Origin of the sequence: Nonomuraea africana, from assembly GCF_014873535.1 — a bacterium.
In the GTDB taxonomy this organism is placed as follows: Bacteria; Actinomycetota; Actinomycetes; order Streptosporangiales; family Streptosporangiaceae; genus Nonomuraea; species Nonomuraea africana.
Genome location: NZ_JADBEF010000001.1, coordinates 8,152,276 through 8,168,964, shown reverse-complemented (window position 1 = coordinate 8,168,964; position 16,689 = coordinate 8,152,276). Strand labels below are relative to the sequence as shown.

General features: G+C 70.4%; 19 protein-coding genes. 7 read left to right on the top strand and 12 right to left on the bottom strand.

Annotated elements, in window-relative coordinates; all coding sequences use genetic code 11:
- Genes H4W81_RS39115 through H4W81_RS39105 form a run of 3 tightly spaced genes read right to left on the bottom strand, consistent with a single transcriptional unit; the run spans position 1 to position 1,676 of the window.
- The gene (locus H4W81_RS39115) at positions 1 to 666 is read right to left on the bottom strand and encodes a ferredoxin reductase (RefSeq protein ID WP_318782323.1); all 666 of its coding nucleotides are present in this window, start codon (positions 664 to 666) and stop codon (positions 1 to 3) included.
- Positions 659 to 1,258, bottom strand: a complete 600-nt coding sequence (locus H4W81_RS39110) for a sulfite oxidase-like oxidoreductase (protein WP_192779405.1) — start codon at positions 1,256 to 1,258, stop codon at positions 659 to 661. Before H4W81_RS39110 ends, H4W81_RS39115 begins: the two co-directional genes overlap by 8 nt.
- A 55-nt stretch (positions 1,259 to 1,313) precedes the next feature.
- Positions 1,314 to 1,676 (bottom strand): cupin domain-containing protein, encoded by a 363-nt coding sequence (locus tag H4W81_RS39105; protein WP_192779404.1) that lies wholly within the window; start codon positions 1,674 to 1,676, stop codon positions 1,314 to 1,316.
- 35 nt (positions 1,677 to 1,711) lie between these two features.
- Between H4W81_RS39105 and H4W81_RS39100 the strand changes: the two genes are divergently transcribed.
- Together H4W81_RS39100 and H4W81_RS39095 are read left to right on the top strand one after the other, a co-directional pair.
- A complete protein-coding gene (locus H4W81_RS39100) occupies positions 1,712 to 2,179 on the top strand; it encodes a GNAT family N-acetyltransferase (protein ID WP_192779403.1) in 468 nt (155 codons plus the stop codon).
- Between the two features lie 11 nt (positions 2,180 to 2,190).
- A complete protein-coding gene (locus H4W81_RS39095) occupies positions 2,191 to 3,129 on the top strand; it encodes a ribose-phosphate diphosphokinase (protein WP_192779402.1) in 939 nt (312 codons plus the stop codon).
- Between the two features lie 100 nt (positions 3,130 to 3,229).
- Here the strand turns inward: H4W81_RS39095 and H4W81_RS39090 are convergent, their stop codons facing one another.
- Positions 3,230 to 3,775 carry a TetR/AcrR family transcriptional regulator gene (locus H4W81_RS39090; RefSeq protein WP_192779401.1) on the bottom strand — a complete coding sequence of 182 codons (546 nt, stop codon included), beginning with the start codon at positions 3,773 to 3,775 and terminating at the stop codon, positions 3,230 to 3,232.
- A gap of 69 nt (positions 3,776 to 3,844) precedes the next feature.
- On the opposite strand from H4W81_RS39090, the gene H4W81_RS39085 reads away from it, so the two are divergent.
- The 3 genes from H4W81_RS39085 to H4W81_RS39075 are packed head-to-tail and all read left to right on the top strand — an operon-like array spanning position 3,845 to position 5,466.
- Positions 3,845 to 4,474, top strand: a complete 630-nt coding sequence (locus tag H4W81_RS39085) for an FMN-dependent NADH-azoreductase (RefSeq protein ID WP_192779400.1) — start codon at positions 3,845 to 3,847, stop codon at positions 4,472 to 4,474.
- Positions 4,471 to 4,785: a DMT family transporter gene (locus tag H4W81_RS39080; protein WP_192779399.1), complete on the top strand. Its 315-nt coding sequence runs from the start codon at positions 4,471 to 4,473 to the stop codon at positions 4,783 to 4,785. The genes H4W81_RS39085 and H4W81_RS39080 overlap by 4 nt, the downstream gene beginning before the upstream one ends.
- 45 nt (positions 4,786 to 4,830) lie before the next feature.
- On the top strand, positions 4,831 to 5,466 hold the full coding sequence (locus H4W81_RS39075; protein WP_192779398.1) for a maleylpyruvate isomerase N-terminal domain-containing protein: 636 nt from the start codon (positions 4,831 to 4,833) through the stop codon (positions 5,464 to 5,466).
- Between the two features lie 9 nt (positions 5,467 to 5,475).
- On the opposite strand, the gene H4W81_RS39070 is transcribed toward H4W81_RS39075, so the two are convergent.
- A complete protein-coding gene (locus H4W81_RS39070; RefSeq protein WP_192779397.1) occupies positions 5,476 to 6,093 on the bottom strand; it encodes a TetR/AcrR family transcriptional regulator C-terminal domain-containing protein in 618 nt (205 codons plus the stop codon).
- A gap of 62 nt (positions 6,094 to 6,155) precedes the next feature.
- On the opposite strand from H4W81_RS39070, the gene H4W81_RS39065 reads away from it, so the two are divergent.
- Both H4W81_RS39065 and H4W81_RS39060 read left to right on the top strand, forming a co-directional pair.
- Positions 6,156 to 7,568 carry an APC family permease gene (locus H4W81_RS39065; protein WP_192779396.1) on the top strand — a complete coding sequence of 471 codons (1,413 nt, stop codon included), beginning with the start codon at positions 6,156 to 6,158 and terminating at the stop codon, positions 7,566 to 7,568.
- Entirely contained in the window at positions 7,561 to 9,135 is a 1,575-nt protein-coding gene (locus H4W81_RS39060) for an amidohydrolase (protein ID WP_192779395.1), read from the top strand. The genes H4W81_RS39065 and H4W81_RS39060 overlap by 8 nt, the downstream gene beginning before the upstream one ends.
- 27 nt (positions 9,136 to 9,162) lie before the next feature.
- On the opposite strand, the gene H4W81_RS39055 is transcribed toward H4W81_RS39060, so the two are convergent.
- From H4W81_RS39055 to H4W81_RS39025, 7 genes are all read right to left on the bottom strand, one after another.
- On the bottom strand, positions 9,163 to 9,765 hold the full coding sequence (locus H4W81_RS39055) for a gamma carbonic anhydrase family protein (RefSeq protein WP_192779394.1): 603 nt from the start codon (positions 9,763 to 9,765) through the stop codon (positions 9,163 to 9,165).
- A gap of 20 nt (positions 9,766 to 9,785) precedes the next feature.
- Positions 9,786 to 10,619 carry a CPBP family intramembrane glutamic endopeptidase gene (locus H4W81_RS39050; protein ID WP_192779393.1) on the bottom strand — a complete coding sequence of 278 codons (834 nt, stop codon included), beginning with the start codon at positions 10,617 to 10,619 and terminating at the stop codon, positions 9,786 to 9,788.
- Between the two features lie 104 nt (positions 10,620 to 10,723).
- A complete protein-coding gene (locus H4W81_RS39045; protein ID WP_192779392.1) occupies positions 10,724 to 11,710 on the bottom strand; it encodes an ABC transporter ATP-binding protein in 987 nt (328 codons plus the stop codon).
- Positions 11,707 to 12,831, bottom strand: a complete 1,125-nt coding sequence (locus H4W81_RS39040; RefSeq protein WP_192779391.1) for an ABC transporter ATP-binding protein — start codon at positions 12,829 to 12,831, stop codon at positions 11,707 to 11,709. The genes H4W81_RS39045 and H4W81_RS39040 overlap by 4 nt, the downstream gene beginning before the upstream one ends.
- Positions 12,828 to 13,712 (bottom strand): ABC transporter permease, encoded by an 885-nt coding sequence (locus H4W81_RS39035; protein ID WP_192779390.1) that lies wholly within the window; start codon positions 13,710 to 13,712, stop codon positions 12,828 to 12,830. Before H4W81_RS39035 ends, H4W81_RS39040 begins: the two co-directional genes overlap by 4 nt.
- The gene (locus tag H4W81_RS39030) at positions 13,709 to 14,764 is read right to left on the bottom strand and encodes an ABC transporter permease (RefSeq protein ID WP_192779389.1); all 1,056 of its coding nucleotides are present in this window, start codon (positions 14,762 to 14,764) and stop codon (positions 13,709 to 13,711) included. The genes H4W81_RS39035 and H4W81_RS39030 overlap by 4 nt, the downstream gene beginning before the upstream one ends.
- On the bottom strand, positions 14,764 to 16,593 hold the full coding sequence (locus tag H4W81_RS39025; protein WP_192779388.1) for an ABC transporter substrate-binding protein: 1,830 nt from the start codon (positions 16,591 to 16,593) through the stop codon (positions 14,764 to 14,766). The genes H4W81_RS39030 and H4W81_RS39025 overlap by 1 nt, the downstream gene beginning before the upstream one ends.
- Between the last annotated feature and the right edge of the window lie 96 nt (positions 16,594 to 16,689).

The following is a 16,689-nucleotide window of genomic DNA, read 5'->3' as shown; positions in this document are numbered from 1 at the left end:
TCAGCCTCCAAAACGCTCGGTCCTGACCTGCCCGGGGTCGTGGCCGAGGTCGAGCAGCAGGTCGGCGGCGGCCTCGACGAAGCCGGTCGGCCCGCACACGAACACGTCGGGTCCAGGGCCCGGCAGGTCGTCCTTGGTGATCCTGCGGTGCGGCGCGACCCTGGTGTGGACCCAGGTGATGGTCAGCCACGGCTCGGGCGTGTCCAGCTCGGCGGCGTAGTACCGGCGGGCGGGCTCGCCCAGCGAGTAGACCAGATGGAACGGCGTCTCGCCGCCCATCAGCCGCCTGGCCCTGATCATCGCCATGAGTGGCACGATCCCCGAGCCGCCCGCCACCAGCAGCACCGGCGTCGTGACGGCGGGCCGCCACACGAACCAGCCGCCGACCGGCCCGCGCAGCTCGATCTCGTCGCCCACCGTCAGCTCGTCGACGAGGTACGGCGAGACCTCGCCATCGGGCAGTCCCTCGACGGTCAGCTCGACGCCCTCGGGGGCGGCCAGGGAGTAGCTGCGCTGCGCCGTGTAGCCGTCGGGCGCGGTCAGCCGTACGTCGACGTGCTGACCTGCCAGGTGACCTGGCCAGTCGGCCACTTCGAAGACCAGCGTGCGCGCGGTCGGGGTCTCCTCGCGCGCGGCGGTCAGCCGCGCGCGCCGCCACCTAATCACCCTCGTAGCGCTGCTCGCGCCACGGGTCGCCGTAGTGGTGGTAGCCCGCGGTCTCCCAGAAACCGGGCCAGTCCTCGTTCAGCAGCCTGATGCCGCGCACCCACTTGGCCGACTTCCAGAAGTAGAGATGCGGCACGACCAGCCTGGCGGGGCCGCCGTGCTGGGGCTCGAGCTCCTCGCCGTCGAAGCGGTGGCAGATCCACGCCTTGCCGTCGAGCAGGTCCTCCAGCGGCAGGTTGGTGGTGTAGCCGCCGTAGGAGTGGACGAGCGCGTACTCCGCCGAGGTCTCGACGTCCTCGAAGAGCACGTCGAGCGAGACGCCCTGCCAGGTGGTGTCGAACTTCGACCACTTGGTCACGCAGTGGATGTCGACCGTCGGGCTCTCCTGCGGCAGCGCCATCAGCTCCTGCCACGACCAGCGGTGGGTCTGCTCGGCCTCGGTGTCGATGGTGAACTCCCACTGGTCCCGCTCGATCCTGGGCGTGGGTCCCGCGGAGAGCACGGGAAAGTCGTGTACCTGGTACTGGCCTGGCGGCAGGCGGCCGTCGCCGTCCCGCTGCCTGCCGCGGAAGCCACGCGAAATGATCCCCATGTGCCGATAATTGCCCAGTCCAGGGTCAAGCGCATCGCATGAACGTGTGTGAGATCTAAGGGACGGCGTAGCCGGCCACCGAGGGCCAGCGGACGGTCATCACCACCGACTCCTCCTCCGCCACCCAGGAGTGGTCGACTCCCACGCCCCAGATGATGTAGTCGCCCTGCCGGTCGAGCACCACGCTGCGGCCGGGGAACTCCATCCGGAACCGGCCGCTGATCAGCACGAGCAGGGCGGTCCGTTTCTCGCCGCGCACCCACTGGGCGCGTTCGTCACCCTTGGGATGGACGCCCCATTTGATCTCGACGTCCTGGCTGTGCCGTACATCGTCCTCAGGCTTGAAGTGTCCCAGCAGCCAGCCCCTGTCGCCGAGGGCGTCGGCCGCCGCGTGGCCGACGTAGATGCTCTCCGTCACGAAGGGTGACGTTAACACGCGGGTAGGCTGCGCGCGTGATTCGTACAGCGACTGTCCAGGACGTCCCCGAGATCATCGCCATGATCCGCGAGCTCGCCGACTACGAGAAGGCCCTGCACGAGGTGCGTGTCACCAGGGAGCAGCTCGAGACCGCCCTCTTCGGCCCCAGTCCCGCCCTGTACGGGCTCGTCGCCGAGCACGAGGGGGGCGTGGTCGGCTACACGCTCTGGTTCCTCAACTACTCCACCTGGCGCGGCACCCACGGCATCTACATGGAGGACCTCTACGTCCGCCCGGAGGCCAGGGGCGGCGGTCACGGCAAGGCCCTGATGAAGGAGCTGGCCAGGATCTGCGTGGAGCGCGGCTACGACCGGCTGGAGTGGTCCGTCCTCGACTGGAACGAGCCCTCCATCGACTTCTACAAGTCGATCGGGGCGGTCCCGATGGACGAGTGGACCGTCCACCGGCTGACCGACGAGCCGTTGCGGAGGCTGCCTCTGTAGGGTGGCCTGACGTGCGAGACATCACTGTTTTCAGCGGCAGCGCCCACCCCCAGCTGGCCGCGGAGATCTGCGCCCACCTCGGCACTCCCCTGCATCCCGTCCGCCTCCACCGGTTCGCCAACGACTGCCTGGAAGTCCAGCTGCAGGCCAACTGCCGCGAACGTGACGTCTTCCTCATCCAGCCGCTCGTGCCGCCCGTGCAGGAGCACCTGGTCGAGCTGCTGCTCATGATCGACGCGGCGCGCGGCGCCTCGGCCGCCCGCACCACGGTCGTGATGCCGCACTACGCCTACGCCCGCTCGGACAAGAAAGACGCCCCGCGCATCTCCATCGGCGGCCGACTGGTCGCCGACCTCATGGTCGCCGCCGGCGCCGACAGGGTGCTCGCGATGACCCTGCACTCGCCGCAGGTGCACGGCTTCTTCAGCGTCCCCGTCGACCACCTGCACGCGCTGCGCGAGCTGGCCGCCCACTTCCGCCAGTACGACCTGTCCAACACCGTCGTCGTCTCCCCCGACCTCGGCAACGCCAAGGAGGCCGCCGCCTTCGCCAGGCTCCTCGGTGCCGAGGTCGCCATGGGCGCCAAGCAGCGCCTCAGCGACGACAAGGTGACGATCAGCTCGGTGATCGGCGAGGTCAGGGGCAAGGACGTCATCGTCCTCGACGACGAGATCGCCCGCGGCACCACCGTCATCGAGCTCCTCGACCGGCTGCGCGAGCGCGAGGTCAACTCGATCAGGATCGCCTGCACGCACGGGCTGTTCGCCGCGGGTGCGGTGGAGCGGCTCAGCGAGCTCGACGAGGTGCTGGAGATCGTCTGCACCAACACCGTTCCGATCCCCGAGCCGAAGCCCGACGCCAAGCTGCACGTGCTGTCGGTGGCCCCTGCCCTGGCCGAGGCCATGCGCCGCATCCACGAGGGCGAGTCCGTCTCCGCCCTGTTCGGCTGATCCTCTTTTCCCGTACGGCAAGCCCGGGTCAAGGCCACCGTCCGTCACCGGTGGCCGCCCGTCCCTCACGCGTGCTCCAGCAGGACTTCGCCGCCCGCCGTCACGTGAGCGCGACGCAGGCCAGACGTCCCAGCGCCGCCGTGATCTGTGACGGCGTCAGGCCCCGCACCTCGCGCTGGTAGCTGTAGACGTCCGGGGCCAGGGGCGCCAGCAGCGTGTCGACCAGCGCGTCGGCGTCCCGCACGCCGTCCAGCAGCGCTCTGACGTGGACGCGCCAGAATCCGTACGCCCCCGTCTCGAAGCGGGAGCGGCCCACCTCAGAGCCGAGCACCAGGTGGGCGTGCTCCTCCAGCAGCTCGACCATGGCCGCGTAGAAGGCGGCCAGGCGCTCGGCGGGGGGCGCGCCCGGGCCGAGCGGCGGCTCGCCGCGGATCAGCTTCTCCTGCAGCACCCGTTCGTGCTCGTCGAGCAGGGCCATGGCGATCGAGGCCCGGTCGGGGAAGCGCCGGTAGAGGGTGCCCCTGCCGACGCCCGCCGCCTTCGCGATGTCGTCCATGGTGACGTTCGGCGCGCCCTTGGTTCTGAAGAGGCCCGCGGCGGCCTCGAGGATCCTGGCGCGGTTGCGGGCGGCGTCGGCTCTCTCCATATGGACATGGTGTCCGGTTGTCGGGTAGCGTGCAAGTGGACATTGTGTCCGGTTATTAAGGAGCTGTCCATGAACCTGTTGCATCTCGACTCCAGCGCCCGGCGTGCGTCCTTCTCCCGCGAGCTGTCCCGGATCTACGCCGACAGCTGGCGCGCCGCCCACCCCGACGGCGGCTACACCTACCGGGACCTGGCCGCCGCGCCCGTCCCGCACATCGATGAGGCCTGGACGGAGCTGTGCGACCACGTGCTGGCGCACGGGATTATCGAGATCGACCGCTACCGCGAGGCGGTGCGCACCCCGGCGCAGGAGCGGGCGTGGGCGATCCTCGAGCCGCTGCTCGCCGAGGTGGTCGCGGCCGACGTGATCCTGATCGGCACGCCCATGTACAACTACTCGATCCCCTCGGCGCTGAAGGCCTGGCTCGACCAGATCACCTTCCCCAAGATGTCGCTCGAGGGGCGCTCGTTCGTGGTGACCGGCGCGCGGGGCGGCGCCTACGGTCCCGGGACCCCCAAGGAGGCCGTCGACCACCAGGAGCGGTACCTGCGCGACTTCTTCGCCGGCCACTTCGCCGTGTCCGACGTGACCTTCATCACCGCCGAACTGGTGAACTCGCTGATCGACCCGGGGCTGGCGCACCTGCGCGACAGGCACCTGGAGTCGGTGGCCAGGGCGAGGAAGGAGGCGGGACGGTGAACTGGGCCTATCTCGCGATGGCCGGCCTGGTCGAGGTCGCCTGGTCGCAGAGCATCAAGCCGACCCAGAACTTCACCAGGCCGGTGCCGACGGCGATCTGCCTGGTGCTGATGGCGGCGGCCGTCTGGCTGCTGTCGAAGGCGATGGACACGCTGCCCGTCGGCACCGCGTACGCCGTCTTCACCGGGATCGGCGCGGTGGGCGCGATCACGCTGGGCATCGTGCTCAACGACGACCCGGTCAGCGTGGGCCGCATGGCCGCGCTGACGCTGATCGTGGGCGGCGTCGTCCTGGCCAGGGTCACCGCCTGACCACCCGAAGGGCGGCATTTCCGGCTCGTGAGTAGGATCGCGGTCGTGGCTGAAATCAGGGAGCTGTATCTGACGGCGGCGGCCTCAGCGGTGACGCTGCTTCGCGACCAGGCGGTGGCGGCGGCCTGGGCCAAGCCCAGCGCGCTCACCGAGTTCAGCGTGGCGGGCCTGGCCGGCCACCTCGCTCAGCAGATCTTCAGGGTCGGCCCCACTCTCGCCACCGAGCCGAACGGCCCCGCCCTCCCGCTCAGGGAGCACTACGCCCGCTCCGCCTGGGTCACGGCGGGTCTCGGGCACGAGTCCAACGTGAGCATCAGGCGCGGCGGCGAGGACGCCGCGGCCGAGGGGCCGGACCCGCTGGTGACACGCGCGCAGGCCGACCTCGACGCGCTCGCGCCCGCCCTGCGCGCCGAGCCCGCCGACAGGGTGGTCGGCCTGCCGTGGGCGCAGTGGTCGCTGACGCTCGACGACTTCCTGCTCACCAGGCTCATGGAGATCGTCGTCCACTCCGACGACCTGGCCGCGAGCGTGGGCATCCCGACACCCGACCTGCCGCAGGACGTCATCGACCCGGTGGTCGACCTGCTGGCCCGCCTGGCCGTCCACCGGCACGGGCCGACGGCGGTGATCCGCGCGCTGAGCAGGGCCGAGCGCGCGCCCGCGACGATAAGCGCCTTCTGAGCCCTCCATTCACTGGCGCGAGCGTCTCAGACGTTCGTCCAGCCCGCTGATGAGCGCCGCGAGCCCCAGCTCGAAGGCGCTCATCGCGCGCTCGGGCGGCGTGCCCTTCAGCGCCACCGACAGCAGGGGCAACTCCTGCGACGAAGGATCGATCATGACGCTGGGCGCCGCCAGGTCGAGCGCGGACCCGATCGCGAACGACTCGATCGCGGTGAACACCGCCACCACCTGATCGCTCGGCCAGCCGGCCCGCTCCAGCAGCGCGACCGCGCGCTCGTACATCGCCAGCGTTCCCGGCGACCTGATCGTGGTCGTGGACAGCAGCTTCGCGGTGTTCGGATGGCGGGCGAAGGCGGCCAGATACGACCTGGCCCAGACGGCGAGCGCCTCCTGCCACGGCTCCCCGTCCAGCGCGGCCACGTCCATCTCCGCCACGACCAGGTCGCGGACCCCCTCCACGATCTCCTCGCGGCCCGAGACGTGGTTGTAGAGCGAAGCGGCCTGGACACCGAGCCTCCTGGCCAGGCGCGTCACGGTCAGCGCCTCGGAACCCTCCTCGTCCACGAGCGCCAGAGCAGCGGCGAAGATGCCCTCCCTGCTCAGGATCGGCCGCCGCGGTCTTCCCATCACGTGCCCCCTTCGAGTACCGTCCCACCAACAAACTAACGCCTTTAGTTTCGGAGCCGGCCATGTCTCTGTCACGCAATGCCATCGGCACCGCTGACCTGGTCTTCTTCGTCGTGGCCGCGGCCGCTCCCCTCACCGTCATGGCAGGGGTGGCGCCGCTGGCGATCGGCATCGGCGGCGTCGCCGCCCCGCTCGGCTACCTGCTGTCGGGCGTGGTCGTCGGCCTGTTCGCGGCCGGGTTCACGGCGATGAGCGGGCACGTGCGCAACGCGGGCGCCTTCTACGCCTACATCGGCAGGGGCCTGGGCAAGGCGACGGGCCTCGGCTCGGCGTACGTCGCGGTCATCTCCTACAACCTGATCGGCATCGGGCTGATGGCCGCCTTCGGGGTGTTCGCCGCCTCGACGATGTCCGACGTTTTCGGGATCGACGTGCCGTGGCAGGCGTGGACGCTGCTGTGCGTGGCGGCCGTGGGTGTGCTCGGCTACCTGAAGATCACGCTCAGCGCGAAGGTGCTGGGTGTCGCACTCGCGCTCGAAGTGCTGATCCTGCTGGTCTTCGAGGTGGCGGTGCTGGTCAACGGCGGCGGGGTGTCGCTGCGGCCGTTCAACCCCGCCGAGCTGTTCTCCGGCGGCGCGGGCGGCATGTTCGTGCTGTCGATCGGCGCCTTCATCGGCTTCGAGGCGACCGCGATCTACGCGGAGGAGGCCCGCGACCCCCAGCGGACGGTCCCGAAGGCGACCTACGCCGCGGTGGCCTTCCTCGCGCTCTTCTACACCTTCACGGTCTGGATGATCATCAACGCCTACGGCGTGGACAAGGCCGTCGAGGTGGCGAACGGCGAGGGCGGCGCGGACATGGTCTTCACCGCGACCGCCTCCTTCGCCGGCAAGTGGGCGGCGGACGCGATGCACCTGCTGATCGTGACGAGCTGCTTCGCCGCCGCACTGGCCTTCCACAACGCCTCCACCCGCTACTTCTTCGCCCTCGGCCGCGAAGGCGTGCTGCCCAGGCCGCTCGCCAGGATCTCCGCGCACAACGGCTCGCCGTACGTCGCGGTGGTCACGCAGGTCGTGCTCTCCGTGCTCGTCGTCGTGGCGGGCATCCTCGCCGGATCCGACCCCTACACCGTGATCTTCCTGTGGACGAACGGCACCGGCATCATCGGCGTGATGGCCCTGCAGGCGCTGGCCGCCCTGTCGGTGGTCGCCTTCTTCAGGAAGGACCGCAGGGGCTTCGGCGCCGGACGCGTGCTCGTCGCGCCCTTCTCGGCCTTCGTCCTGCTCGCGGTGATCATCGTCCTCGTCGTGGCCAACTTCGAGCTCATCACGGGGGCGACGGGGACCGTCAACGCGCTGCTCATCCTGCCCGTCCCCCTCGTCTTCGCGCTCGGCGCGCTGCTCGCCCTGCGCATCCGCCGCCGCGAACCCGCCCGTTACGCCCAGCTCACCACGGAGGAAGCCACCCGTGCCTGACCTGCTCTTCACCAACGGAACCATCTGGACGGGAACGGAGACGACCGCCTCGCTGGCCGTCTCTGGCGGAAGGATCGTCCCACGACCGTCCGCCGGCGCCACCGTGGTGGACCTGGAGGGCGGCTTCCTCATGCCGTCCTTCGGCGACGGGCACGCGCACCCGCTGTTCGGCGGCCTTGAGGCACAGGGACCACAGATCAAGGGCCTGACCACGGTGGCCGAGATCGTCGCGGAGGTCGGGCGCTACGCGGCCGAGAATCCCTCGCTGGAGTGGATCGTCGGCGGCAGCTACGACCCCTCCCTCGCCCCCCTCGGCGAGTTCGACGCGCGCTGGCTGGACGAGGCGGTCCCCGACCGGCCCGTGGTGCTGCGCGCCTACGACTACCACACCGTCTGGTGCAACACCCCGGCCCTCGAGCGGGCCGGGATCGGCCCTTCGACGCCCGATCCCCGGCTGGGCTGGATCCTCCGCAGGCCCGACGGCAGCCCGCTCGGCACGCTCAGGGAATGGCACGCCTGCGACCTCGTCCTCGACCTGGTGCCCGCCAAGTCGCTCGACGAACTGGTCGAGGGCCTGGCCGAGGCGAGCAGGACCATGGCGGCCGCGGGCATCACCTGGGTGCAGGACGCCTGGGTCGAGCCGCCCATGGTGGCGGCCTACCTGGAGGCGGCGCGGCGGGGCGCGCTGCGCTTCCGCGCCAACCTCGCCTTCCGCGCCGACCCCGACACCTGGCGGGCCCAGCGGGCCCCCTTCTCCGCGCTGCGCACCCAGGTGGCCGAGGCGCGGACGGCGCTCGTCACCGCCGCCACCGTCAAGTTCTTCGCCGACGGCGTCATCGAGGGCGGCACGGCGGCCATGCTGGAGCCGTACGTGGATGTGCCGCACTCCTGCGGCATGCCCGTCTGGGAGCCGGACGCGCTGTCGGAGGCCGTGACCGCGTTCGACGCCGACGGATTCCAGGTGCACATCCACGCGATCGGCGACGGCGGGGTCAGGGCCGCGCTGGACGCCGTCGAGAGAGCCGTGCGGGAGAACCCCGCGTGGGATCGCCGCCCCGTCATCGCGCACACCCAGCTCGTCGACCCCGCCGACCTGCCCCGCTTCGCCGAGCTGGGAGTGATCGCCAACTTCGAGCCGCTCTGGGCGCAGCTCGACCCGCTGCAGACCGAGCTGACCGTCCCCAGGCTCGGGCCCTCCAGGGCCGACCTGCAGTACCCGATGGAGACGCTGCGCGCGCTCGGCGCCCCGCTCTCGTTCGGCAGCGACTGGCCGGTCAGCTCGCACGAACCGCTGCTCGGCATCCAGGTCGCGACGACCAGGCAGACCCTGGACGGCTCCGGCGACGCGTGGACGCCCGGTGAACGGCTCTCGGTGGCGGACGCGCTCACGGCGTACACCTCGGGAGTGGCCTACCAGGCCTTCGCCGAGTCCGACCGCGGCGCCCTCGACACCGGCAAGGCCGCCGACCTGGTGTGGCTGTCGGCCGACCCGCGCGCGGAGGACCCGCGGAAACTCAGGCACATCACGGTGCTCGGCACCTGGCTGGCCGGCGAGCGTACCTTCTGAAGGGTGGCGTCCGACTGAAAGGCGGGGTCAGAGGATCCGGTCGGTGCGGTGGCGGTCGAGGGCCCTGCCGTACCGGCGGGAGACCTCGGGCATGATCGACTCGCCGTCGGGGGCGCGCGGCAGCCCGAAGACGTACCCGGGGAAGTCGAGCTCCCGCTGCACCTCCCAGATCCGGTCGTGCTGGTCGGGCGGGAACAGCTCGGCGGGGTCGCCCACGGCCACCCAGCCGATCGGCACCGTCGTGTCGTCGGCCACGGTGGTGCGCAGGTGGACGACGGCGTTGATCCGCACCTCCGCCCGCGGGCCGATCCGGGCGCCGTTGAACACCCTGCTCCCCGTCGCGAGGAAGGCGTCGTCGCCGACCGCGCACCCCGTGAGGTAGGCGCCGGGACCCACCAGGACGTGCCTGCCCAGCGTCAGCGGGTCCTGCCGGGTGCCGCGCAGCACCGCGTTCTCCATGACGACGCAGCCCTCGCCCAGCTCCACGGGCCCGCCCTCCGCGGTGAGGACCGCGCCGAACAGCACGCGGCAGCCCGGCCCCACCCGCACGTCGCCGCAGAGCGTGGCCGTGGGGGCGATGTAGGCGGTGGGGTCGACGGTCGGGCTCTGGCCCTGATGTTCGAGCAGCATGGCTCCATCATGCGCGACCGCTAGATCAGCAGGTCCACGTAGACCAGGTTGACGACGACGTGGATCAGGATGATCACCCAGATGTTGCGGTAGCGGGCCCACAGGTAGCCCTGCATCAGGCCGAACAGGCCCTGCGCCGCCACGACCGAGGCCAGGCCGACGCCGATGGCGTCGGGACGGATGTGGCTGACGTGCATCAGGGCGAACAGCAGCGAGGAGGCGAGGATGCCGGGCCAGGTGCCGTAGCGGGCCTCCAGGCGGGTCTGCAGCCACCCCCGGTAGAAGATCTCCTCCAGCACGCTCGCGGTCAGCAGCGTGATCAGGGAGCCCACCGCGAGCGTGACGGGATCGGGCAGTTGCTGGGTGAGCGGCGGCGAGAGCGGGCTGACCTCGGCCAGCAGGAACCAGGCCAGGACGGCGGGCAGCGGCGCCAGCCAGGTCACCGGCGCCGGGATGGACCTGGCGGCCGGGCCGTCCTTCCTGATCAGCCAGAACCCCACCAGCGGCACCACCAGCAGGATGGCGACCTTGGCCACCGGATAGAGCAGGCCGCGGCCCACGACCAGGACGGCGAGGGGGAAGATAACGGCCGCCGCCAGGAGCAGCCAGGTCTCCCTGGCCAGCCTGGCCCCCGGCAGGCCGGCCAGTGGCTGTGGCGGCGGCACGCGCGGCGGCACCAGGCGAGCCAGAACGATCGCGGCGAGCGGCGGGAGCAGCGTGGCCCAGAGGGTGACACCCGTGGCCCCGGGGTCGGCCGACTGCCGGATCACCGTGTTGCCGGTGAGGACCAGCGACGCGTAGGCCAGGACGAACACCGCCAGCCCCACGCCGGTCATGATGCTGCTTCTCGACATGATGGTGATGATCGCCGGAATTTCGCCTTCGCGCCTCCTGCGGGAGGACCAGGTGGACGTCATCCGTTGGATTTACTCGATCACGCCCACCTTCCGCGCGGGCCTCAGCCCACGGGGGCCTCGTCCGCCGTCATCGTGTCGGCGTAGTAGCAGGCCGCCTGCGCCTCGGGTACCGCGGGCAGCACCTGGAGCAGCTCCGACCGGCACCGGGCGTCCACCCCCGCCACGGCGGCCGCGCCCGAGGCCAGCACCTGGCACCGCGCGTGGAAGCGGCAGCCACCGGGGATGCGCGTCGGGTCCGGCGGCTCGCCGCTCAGCACCACCCGTTCGGGCGACTCGGGGAGCACCGACAGCAGCGCCTGCGTGTAGGGGTGCCGCGGCTCCTTCAGCACCTCCTCGACCGGGCCCGACTCCACGATCCTGCCGAGGTACATCACCGCCACCCGGTCGGCGATGTTCCAGGCCAGGCCGAGGTCGTGGGTGACGACCAGGGCCGACAGGCCGAGCTCCGCACGGAGCTTCAGCAGCAGGGCCAGGATCTCGCCGCGAACGCTCGCGTCCAGCGAGGCCACCGGCTCGTCGGCGACGAGCAGGCGCGGGTTGAGCGCGAGCGCCCCCGCGATGACCACGCGCTGGCGCTGCCCGCCCGACAGCTCGTGCGGGTAGCGCAGGAAGAACCGCTCGGCGGGCCTGAGCCCCGCCCTGGTCAGCGCCTCGGCGACGACCTGCTCCTCGTTGGCCAGGCCGTGGATGCGCGGCCCCTCGGCGACCGCCTCGTAGACGGTGTGCCTGGGGTTCAGCGAACCCGTCGGATCCTGCAGGACGAGCTGGGCCTCCCTGCGGTAGGCCTTGAGCGCCTTGCTGGTGTAGGTCAGGGGCTGCCCGCCGTACAGGACGGTGCCGCTGGTGGGGCGCTCCAGGCCGAGCAACGTGCGCGCGAGCGTGGTCTTGCCGCAGCCGGACTCGCCGACCAGGGCCACGATCTCGCCCGCGCCGAGGGCCAGGTTGACCCCGTCGACGGCTCGGGCGCGCCTGCCCCTGGAGGTGAACTCCACGTGCAGGTCCTGCGCTTGCAGGAGGGGGGTGGTCATGAGGTCTCCTTGGCGCGCTCGTCACGTGTCGCGGTCTCCAGCGAGGCGGCCGCGACCACCTCACCCCGGGCCCCGCGAGCAGGTCCCCCGAGATCATCGGCACCGCTTTCCTGGGAAGACGACTCCGGGGCGGCGGATCCGGTCTTGAGGTCGGGGCGGACGTGGACGCAGGCGGCGGTGTGCGGCCCCTCGTCAGGACGGCCGGCCGGCCACAGCTCCACGTCCAGGGACGAGCAGACGTCCAGCGCCACGGGACAGCGCGGATGGAACGAGCACCCCGTCGGCAGGTCCATCGGGTCGGGCGGATCGCCGCCGAGCCCCTTGGGCGCCATCCTGGAGACGGGGTCGCCCACCGTCGGGAAGGCGGCGGCGAGGGCCCGGCTGTAGGGGTGCCGTGCCTCGTGGAACACCTCGTGCGAGGGCCCGTTCTCGACGACCCTTCCCGCGTACATGACGGCCAGCCGGTCACACATATCCGCCAGGACGGACAAATCGTGAGAAATCGTGATCAGGGAGATGCCGTGGGAGGCGATCAAATCCTTGATCAGGGTCAGGACCTGGGCCTGGACCATGACGTCCAGCGCCGTCGTCGGCTCGTCGGCGATGATCAGGCGGGGCGAGCAGGCCAGCGCCATCGCGATCATCACTCGCTGCCGCTGCCCGCCCGACAGCTCGTGCGGGTAGCTCCGCGCCCGCCAGGCCGGCAGCCCGACCTGCTCCAGCAGCTCGGCCACGCGCGTGCGCGCCTGCGCGGGCTGGGCGAGCCCGTGGACGAGCAACGGCTCGGCGATCTGCTCGCCGATGCGCCGCACCGGGTTGAGGCCGTGCTGCGCGCCCTGGAACACGATGGAGGCCTCGGCCCAGCGCACCGCGCGCAGCCGTCCCCACTTCATGGCCAGCACGTCCTCGCCGTCGAGCAGGATGCGGCCCTCGACGCGGGCGTCGCGCGGCAGCAGCCGCAGCAGCGCCATGGCCAGCGTCGACTTGCCCGAGCCCGACTCCCCCGCGATTCCCAGGGCCTCGCCGGGAGCCAGCTCCAGCGAGACGCCGCGCACGGCGGGCACCTCGCCCGAGGCGATGGTGTAGGTCACGGAGACGTCTTCGAGTGACAACAGGTTCATCGGCTGACTCCCCGAAGGCGTGGGTTGAGCACGGCCTCCATCGCCCGCCCGCACAGCGTGAACGCCAGCACGACCGCGACGATGCAGAGACCGGGGGCGAGGATGTACCACCAGGCGCCGGCCGTGGCCGCGCCCCAGTCGTAGGATCCGCGCAGCAGCTGACCCCACGACGCCTGACCCGAGTCGGCGCCGAGGAAGGCGAGCGTCGACTCGGCGACGATCGCGCTGGCCACCTGCAGGGTGGTGTTGGCGAGGACGAGCGGCGCGACGTTCGGCAGCACGTGGCGGGTCATCACGTGCCAGTGCCCGGCGCCCAGCGCACGAGACCTCTCGATGTACGGCCTCGCCTCGACCGCCAGCGTCTGGGCCCTGATCAGCCTGGCCGTGGAGGCCCAGGACGTGATGCCGATCGCCAGGATGATCGTGGAGGTGCTGCCGCCGAGGATCGCCGAGAGCACCAGCGCGAGCACCAGCGAGGGCAGCACCAGGAACCAGTCGGTGATGCGCATGAGCGTCGCCGACATCCAGCCTCTGAAGTGCCCTGCCGCGATGCCGACCGCGGTGCCGATCACCATGCTGAGCAGCGCGGACATGAACCCGATGAGCAGCGAGACACGCGAACCCCACAGGATCATGAGCAGGATCGAGCGGCCCGACTCGTCGGTGCCCAGCAGGAACTCCATGCTCGGCGGGGCCATCTTGGCGCCCGTCGCCTTCGTGACGTCCATGCCGGTCGGGTCGGTGATCACCGGGGTGATCAGCGCGAGCACGACGAAGATCACCAGGACCGCGGCCCCGATCATCCCCGCCCGCTGGCGGCGGTACTGCTGCCAGAACCTGGCGAGCGCGGAGCGCCTGCGCGCCCAGGTCACGGTGCTCATGCCGACCTCACCCTCGGGTCAAGGACGTGGTAGGCCACGTCGGCCAGCGTGTTCATGATGATCACCGCGACACAGACGACCATGAACGTGCCCTGCATGACCGCGAAGTCGGGTCCCTTGATCGCCTCGTAGAACAGCAGGCCGAGGCCCGGCCAGGAGTAGACCGTCTCGACCGAGACCGCGCCGCCGACCACGAAGCCGATGTGGATGAAGACGAGCGTCACGGTGGGCAGCAGGGCGTTGGGGATGGCGTGGCGCCGCCGTACCATGTCGTCGCGCAGGCCCTTGGCCCGCGCGGTGGTGACGTAGTCCTGGCCGATCTCGTCGAGCAGCGACGAGCGCATGACCAGCAGGTACTGCGCGTAGACCACCGCCACGAGCGTGAGACAGGGCAGCACCATGTGGTGGGCGACGTCGAGCACGTAGCCGAAACCGTCGGGCGCGTCGACGCTCTCCATCCCCCTGGTCGGGAACAGCCCGGGGATCGGGCCGATGCCTGCGCCCAGCACCATGAGCAGCAGCAGGCCGAGCCAGAACGTCGGCACCGACCACAGCACGAGCGAGACGCCCGTGGAGAAGCGGTCGAGACGGCCGCCGTGGTGCCAGGCCGCCCTGGTGCCCTGCCACAGGCCCAGGCTGACCGCGATGACCAGGCCGACGCCCGCGAGCAGCAGCGTGGGGCCGAAGCGCTCGCCGATGAGGTCGGCGACGGGCCGCTTGTACTCGTAGGAGGTGCCGAGGTCGAACTGCAGGGTCCGCAGCACGAAGTCGGCGAACTGCTGCATGAGCGGCTTGTCCAGGCCCATCTGCTTGCGCAGCAGGTCGATCTGGTCAGGACTGAGCGGCACGTCACGCGTGTAGGCGATCACCGGGTCGCCGGGGATCAGGCGGAACAGGAAGAACGTCGCGACGATGACCATGCCGATGCTGAGCAGCGCCCCGCCGAGCTTGGTGACGGCGTAGCGGAGCGTGCCCCGGTAGGCGGGCCGGTCATCGCCGGAACCCGCCGCCGTCTGGACGGCGGCGGGCTCGGTTTCGAGCGGAGTGGCCATTATTCGCGTTCGTCCGAGGTGGTCTTGCGCCGCCTGGACAGGAGGAAGCCGCCGGCGCCGAGCACGACGACCGCCGCCGCCACGATGCCGATGATCATGCCCGTGTTGGAGCCGCCACCCTGTGCGGAGCCGCCGGTGGCGACGGCGGGGGCGTCCAAGGTGATCATCGGGTAGCCGCTGGCGCCGCCGTACAGGATGCCCTCGCCCTGCTTGCCCGAGGGGATCGGGGTGATGCTGGTGATCCGGTCCTTGCGGTACAGCTCCAGGTTGTTCGGGTAGTAGATCGCGATGACCGGCGCGTCGGTGTACAGGCGCTGCTGCATCTGCTTGATCAGGTCGGCCCGCTTGGTCGGGTCGAGCTCCTTGAGCTGCGCCTGGTAGAGGTCCTCGTACTGCTTGTCGCAGTAGAAGGACTCGGTGCCGCCGCCCTCACCGCTCGGGGTCGGCCTGCGGCTGCACAGGTGCGTGGCCAGGACCTCTTCCGGGTCGGGGTTGACCGACCAGCCGCTGATCGCGATGTCGAACAGGGCGGTGCTGCCGGTCTCCTCGGCGAACTTGTTGGAGTCGAGCTTCCGCGTGGTCAGCGTGATGCCGATCTCCTTGAACCACCCGGTGAGGAACTGGGCCAGCTTGTCCTCGTGGGGGGTGTCGGTGTGGATGCTGAAGCGCATCTCGAGCTTCCGCTTGCCGTCGGGCATGGTGCGGACGCCGTCGTCGCCCTTCTTGTACCCGGCCTCGTCGAGGATCTGGTTGGCCTTGGCGAGGTCGAAGGAGATCTTGTCCTCGCCGGTGGCCTCCCAGAAGAAGTCGGTGTACATCGGCGGCACGATCGAGCCGTTGGCCGGGACCGCCAGGCCGTTCTGGACCTGGTCGACGAGGGCCTGCTTGTCGATCGCGTGATGGATGGCCTGGCGGACCTTCAGGTCCTTCAGCGCCGGATGGCCGTCACCGATCGGCTTGTCGTCGGAGGTGGTGACGCCGTGGTTGATCTGCAGGTACGCGGCCCGGCGGCCGGGGGTGTTCCACTGCACGATGTTCGGGTCGCCGGCGCCCGCCTCGAACTGCGGCGCGGCCAGGCGGCCGATCAGGTCGATGTCGCCCTTCTTCAGGCCCGCGATGGCGGCCTCGGGGTTCTCGTAGAAGATGACCTGCAGCTCGTCGATCTTGGGCTTGCCCTGCCAGTAGTCAGGGTTGGCCTTGAGCTTGACGTAGTTGTCCTTCTTGTGCTCGATCGGGATGTACGCGCCGTTGGTGACCGCCGGGTACGTCTCGTTCTCGAACGTGGCCATGTCGCCGACCTTCTCCCAGACGTGCTTGGGCACGATCGGGATCGGGTTCGACAGCATCGACGCCTGCGGCGCCTTGGTCTTGATGACCAGCGTGCGGTCGTCGGTCGCGGTGACCGACTCGAAGTTCTCCACGGCGGGGCCGTTGCCGGTCTTGGCCGCGTCATCCGTCATGATCTTGTTGAACGTCCACGCCGCGTCGTGCGCGGTGACCGGCTGGCCGTCCGACCACTTGGCCTGCCGGATCTTGAAGGTCCAGGTCAGCCCGTCCTCCGACGACTCCCACGACTCGGCCAGGTCGGGGCCGGGCTGCAGGGTCTTGGGGTCGGGCGCGGTGAGGAACATGTACGTCCATCGCTGGAGCTGGCCCGCGATCAGCCGTACTGCCAGGAACGGGTTCATCGAGTCGACCGACTGGATCGAGCCGATCCTGACGGTCTTCTTGCCCGTCGTCGCAGGGTCTGCGGCCTGGGCGGCGGTGACGGGTGCCGCCAGGACTAGAGCCACCCCGAGCGCCGTCAGGCGCGCGAGCCATTTACCCATTGTTGGTTGCCTCACTCTCAGGCAGGGGGAGACCTGTTAATAGAGAAAGGCACACCATCCCAACATCGCGTGTCAACGAGTGACGGAAAATTGTTT

Bases quoted from the DNA above. Each gene is read 5' to 3' on its own strand.
- H4W81_RS39030 (WP_192779389.1), bottom strand. From the start codon at position 14,764: ATGGCCACTCCGCTCGAAACCGAGCCCGCCGCCGTCCAGACGGCGGCG.
- H4W81_RS39050 (WP_192779393.1), bottom strand. From the start codon at position 10,619: ATGTCGAGAAGCAGCATCATGACCGGCGTGGGGCTGGCGGTGTTCGTC.
- H4W81_RS39110 (WP_192779405.1), bottom strand. From the start codon at position 1,258: ATGGGGATCATTTCGCGTGGCTTCCGCGGCAGGCAGCGGGACGGCGAC.
- H4W81_RS39070 (WP_192779397.1), bottom strand. From the start codon at position 6,093: ATGGGAAGACCGCGGCGGCCGATCCTGAGCAGGGAGGGCATCTTCGCC.
- H4W81_RS39090 (WP_192779401.1), bottom strand. From the start codon at position 3,775: ATGGAGAGAGCCGACGCCGCCCGCAACCGCGCCAGGATCCTCGAGGCC.
- H4W81_RS39055 (WP_192779394.1), bottom strand. From the start codon at position 9,765: ATGCTGCTCGAACATCAGGGCCAGAGCCCGACCGTCGACCCCACCGCC.
- H4W81_RS39065 (WP_192779396.1), top strand. From the start codon at position 6,156: ATGTCTCTGTCACGCAATGCCATCGGCACCGCTGACCTGGTCTTCTTC.
- H4W81_RS39040 (WP_192779391.1), bottom strand. From the start codon at position 12,831: ATGAACCTGTTGTCACTCGAAGACGTCTCCGTGACCTACACCATCGCC.
- H4W81_RS39025 (WP_192779388.1), bottom strand. From the start codon at position 16,593: ATGGGTAAATGGCTCGCGCGCCTGACGGCGCTCGGGGTGGCTCTAGTC.
- H4W81_RS39035 (WP_192779390.1), bottom strand. From the start codon at position 13,712: ATGAGCACCGTGACCTGGGCGCGCAGGCGCTCCGCGCTCGCCAGGTTC.
- H4W81_RS39085 (WP_192779400.1), top strand. From the start codon at position 3,845: ATGAACCTGTTGCATCTCGACTCCAGCGCCCGGCGTGCGTCCTTCTCC.
- H4W81_RS39045 (WP_192779392.1), bottom strand. From the start codon at position 11,710: ATGACCACCCCCCTCCTGCAAGCGCAGGACCTGCACGTGGAGTTCACC.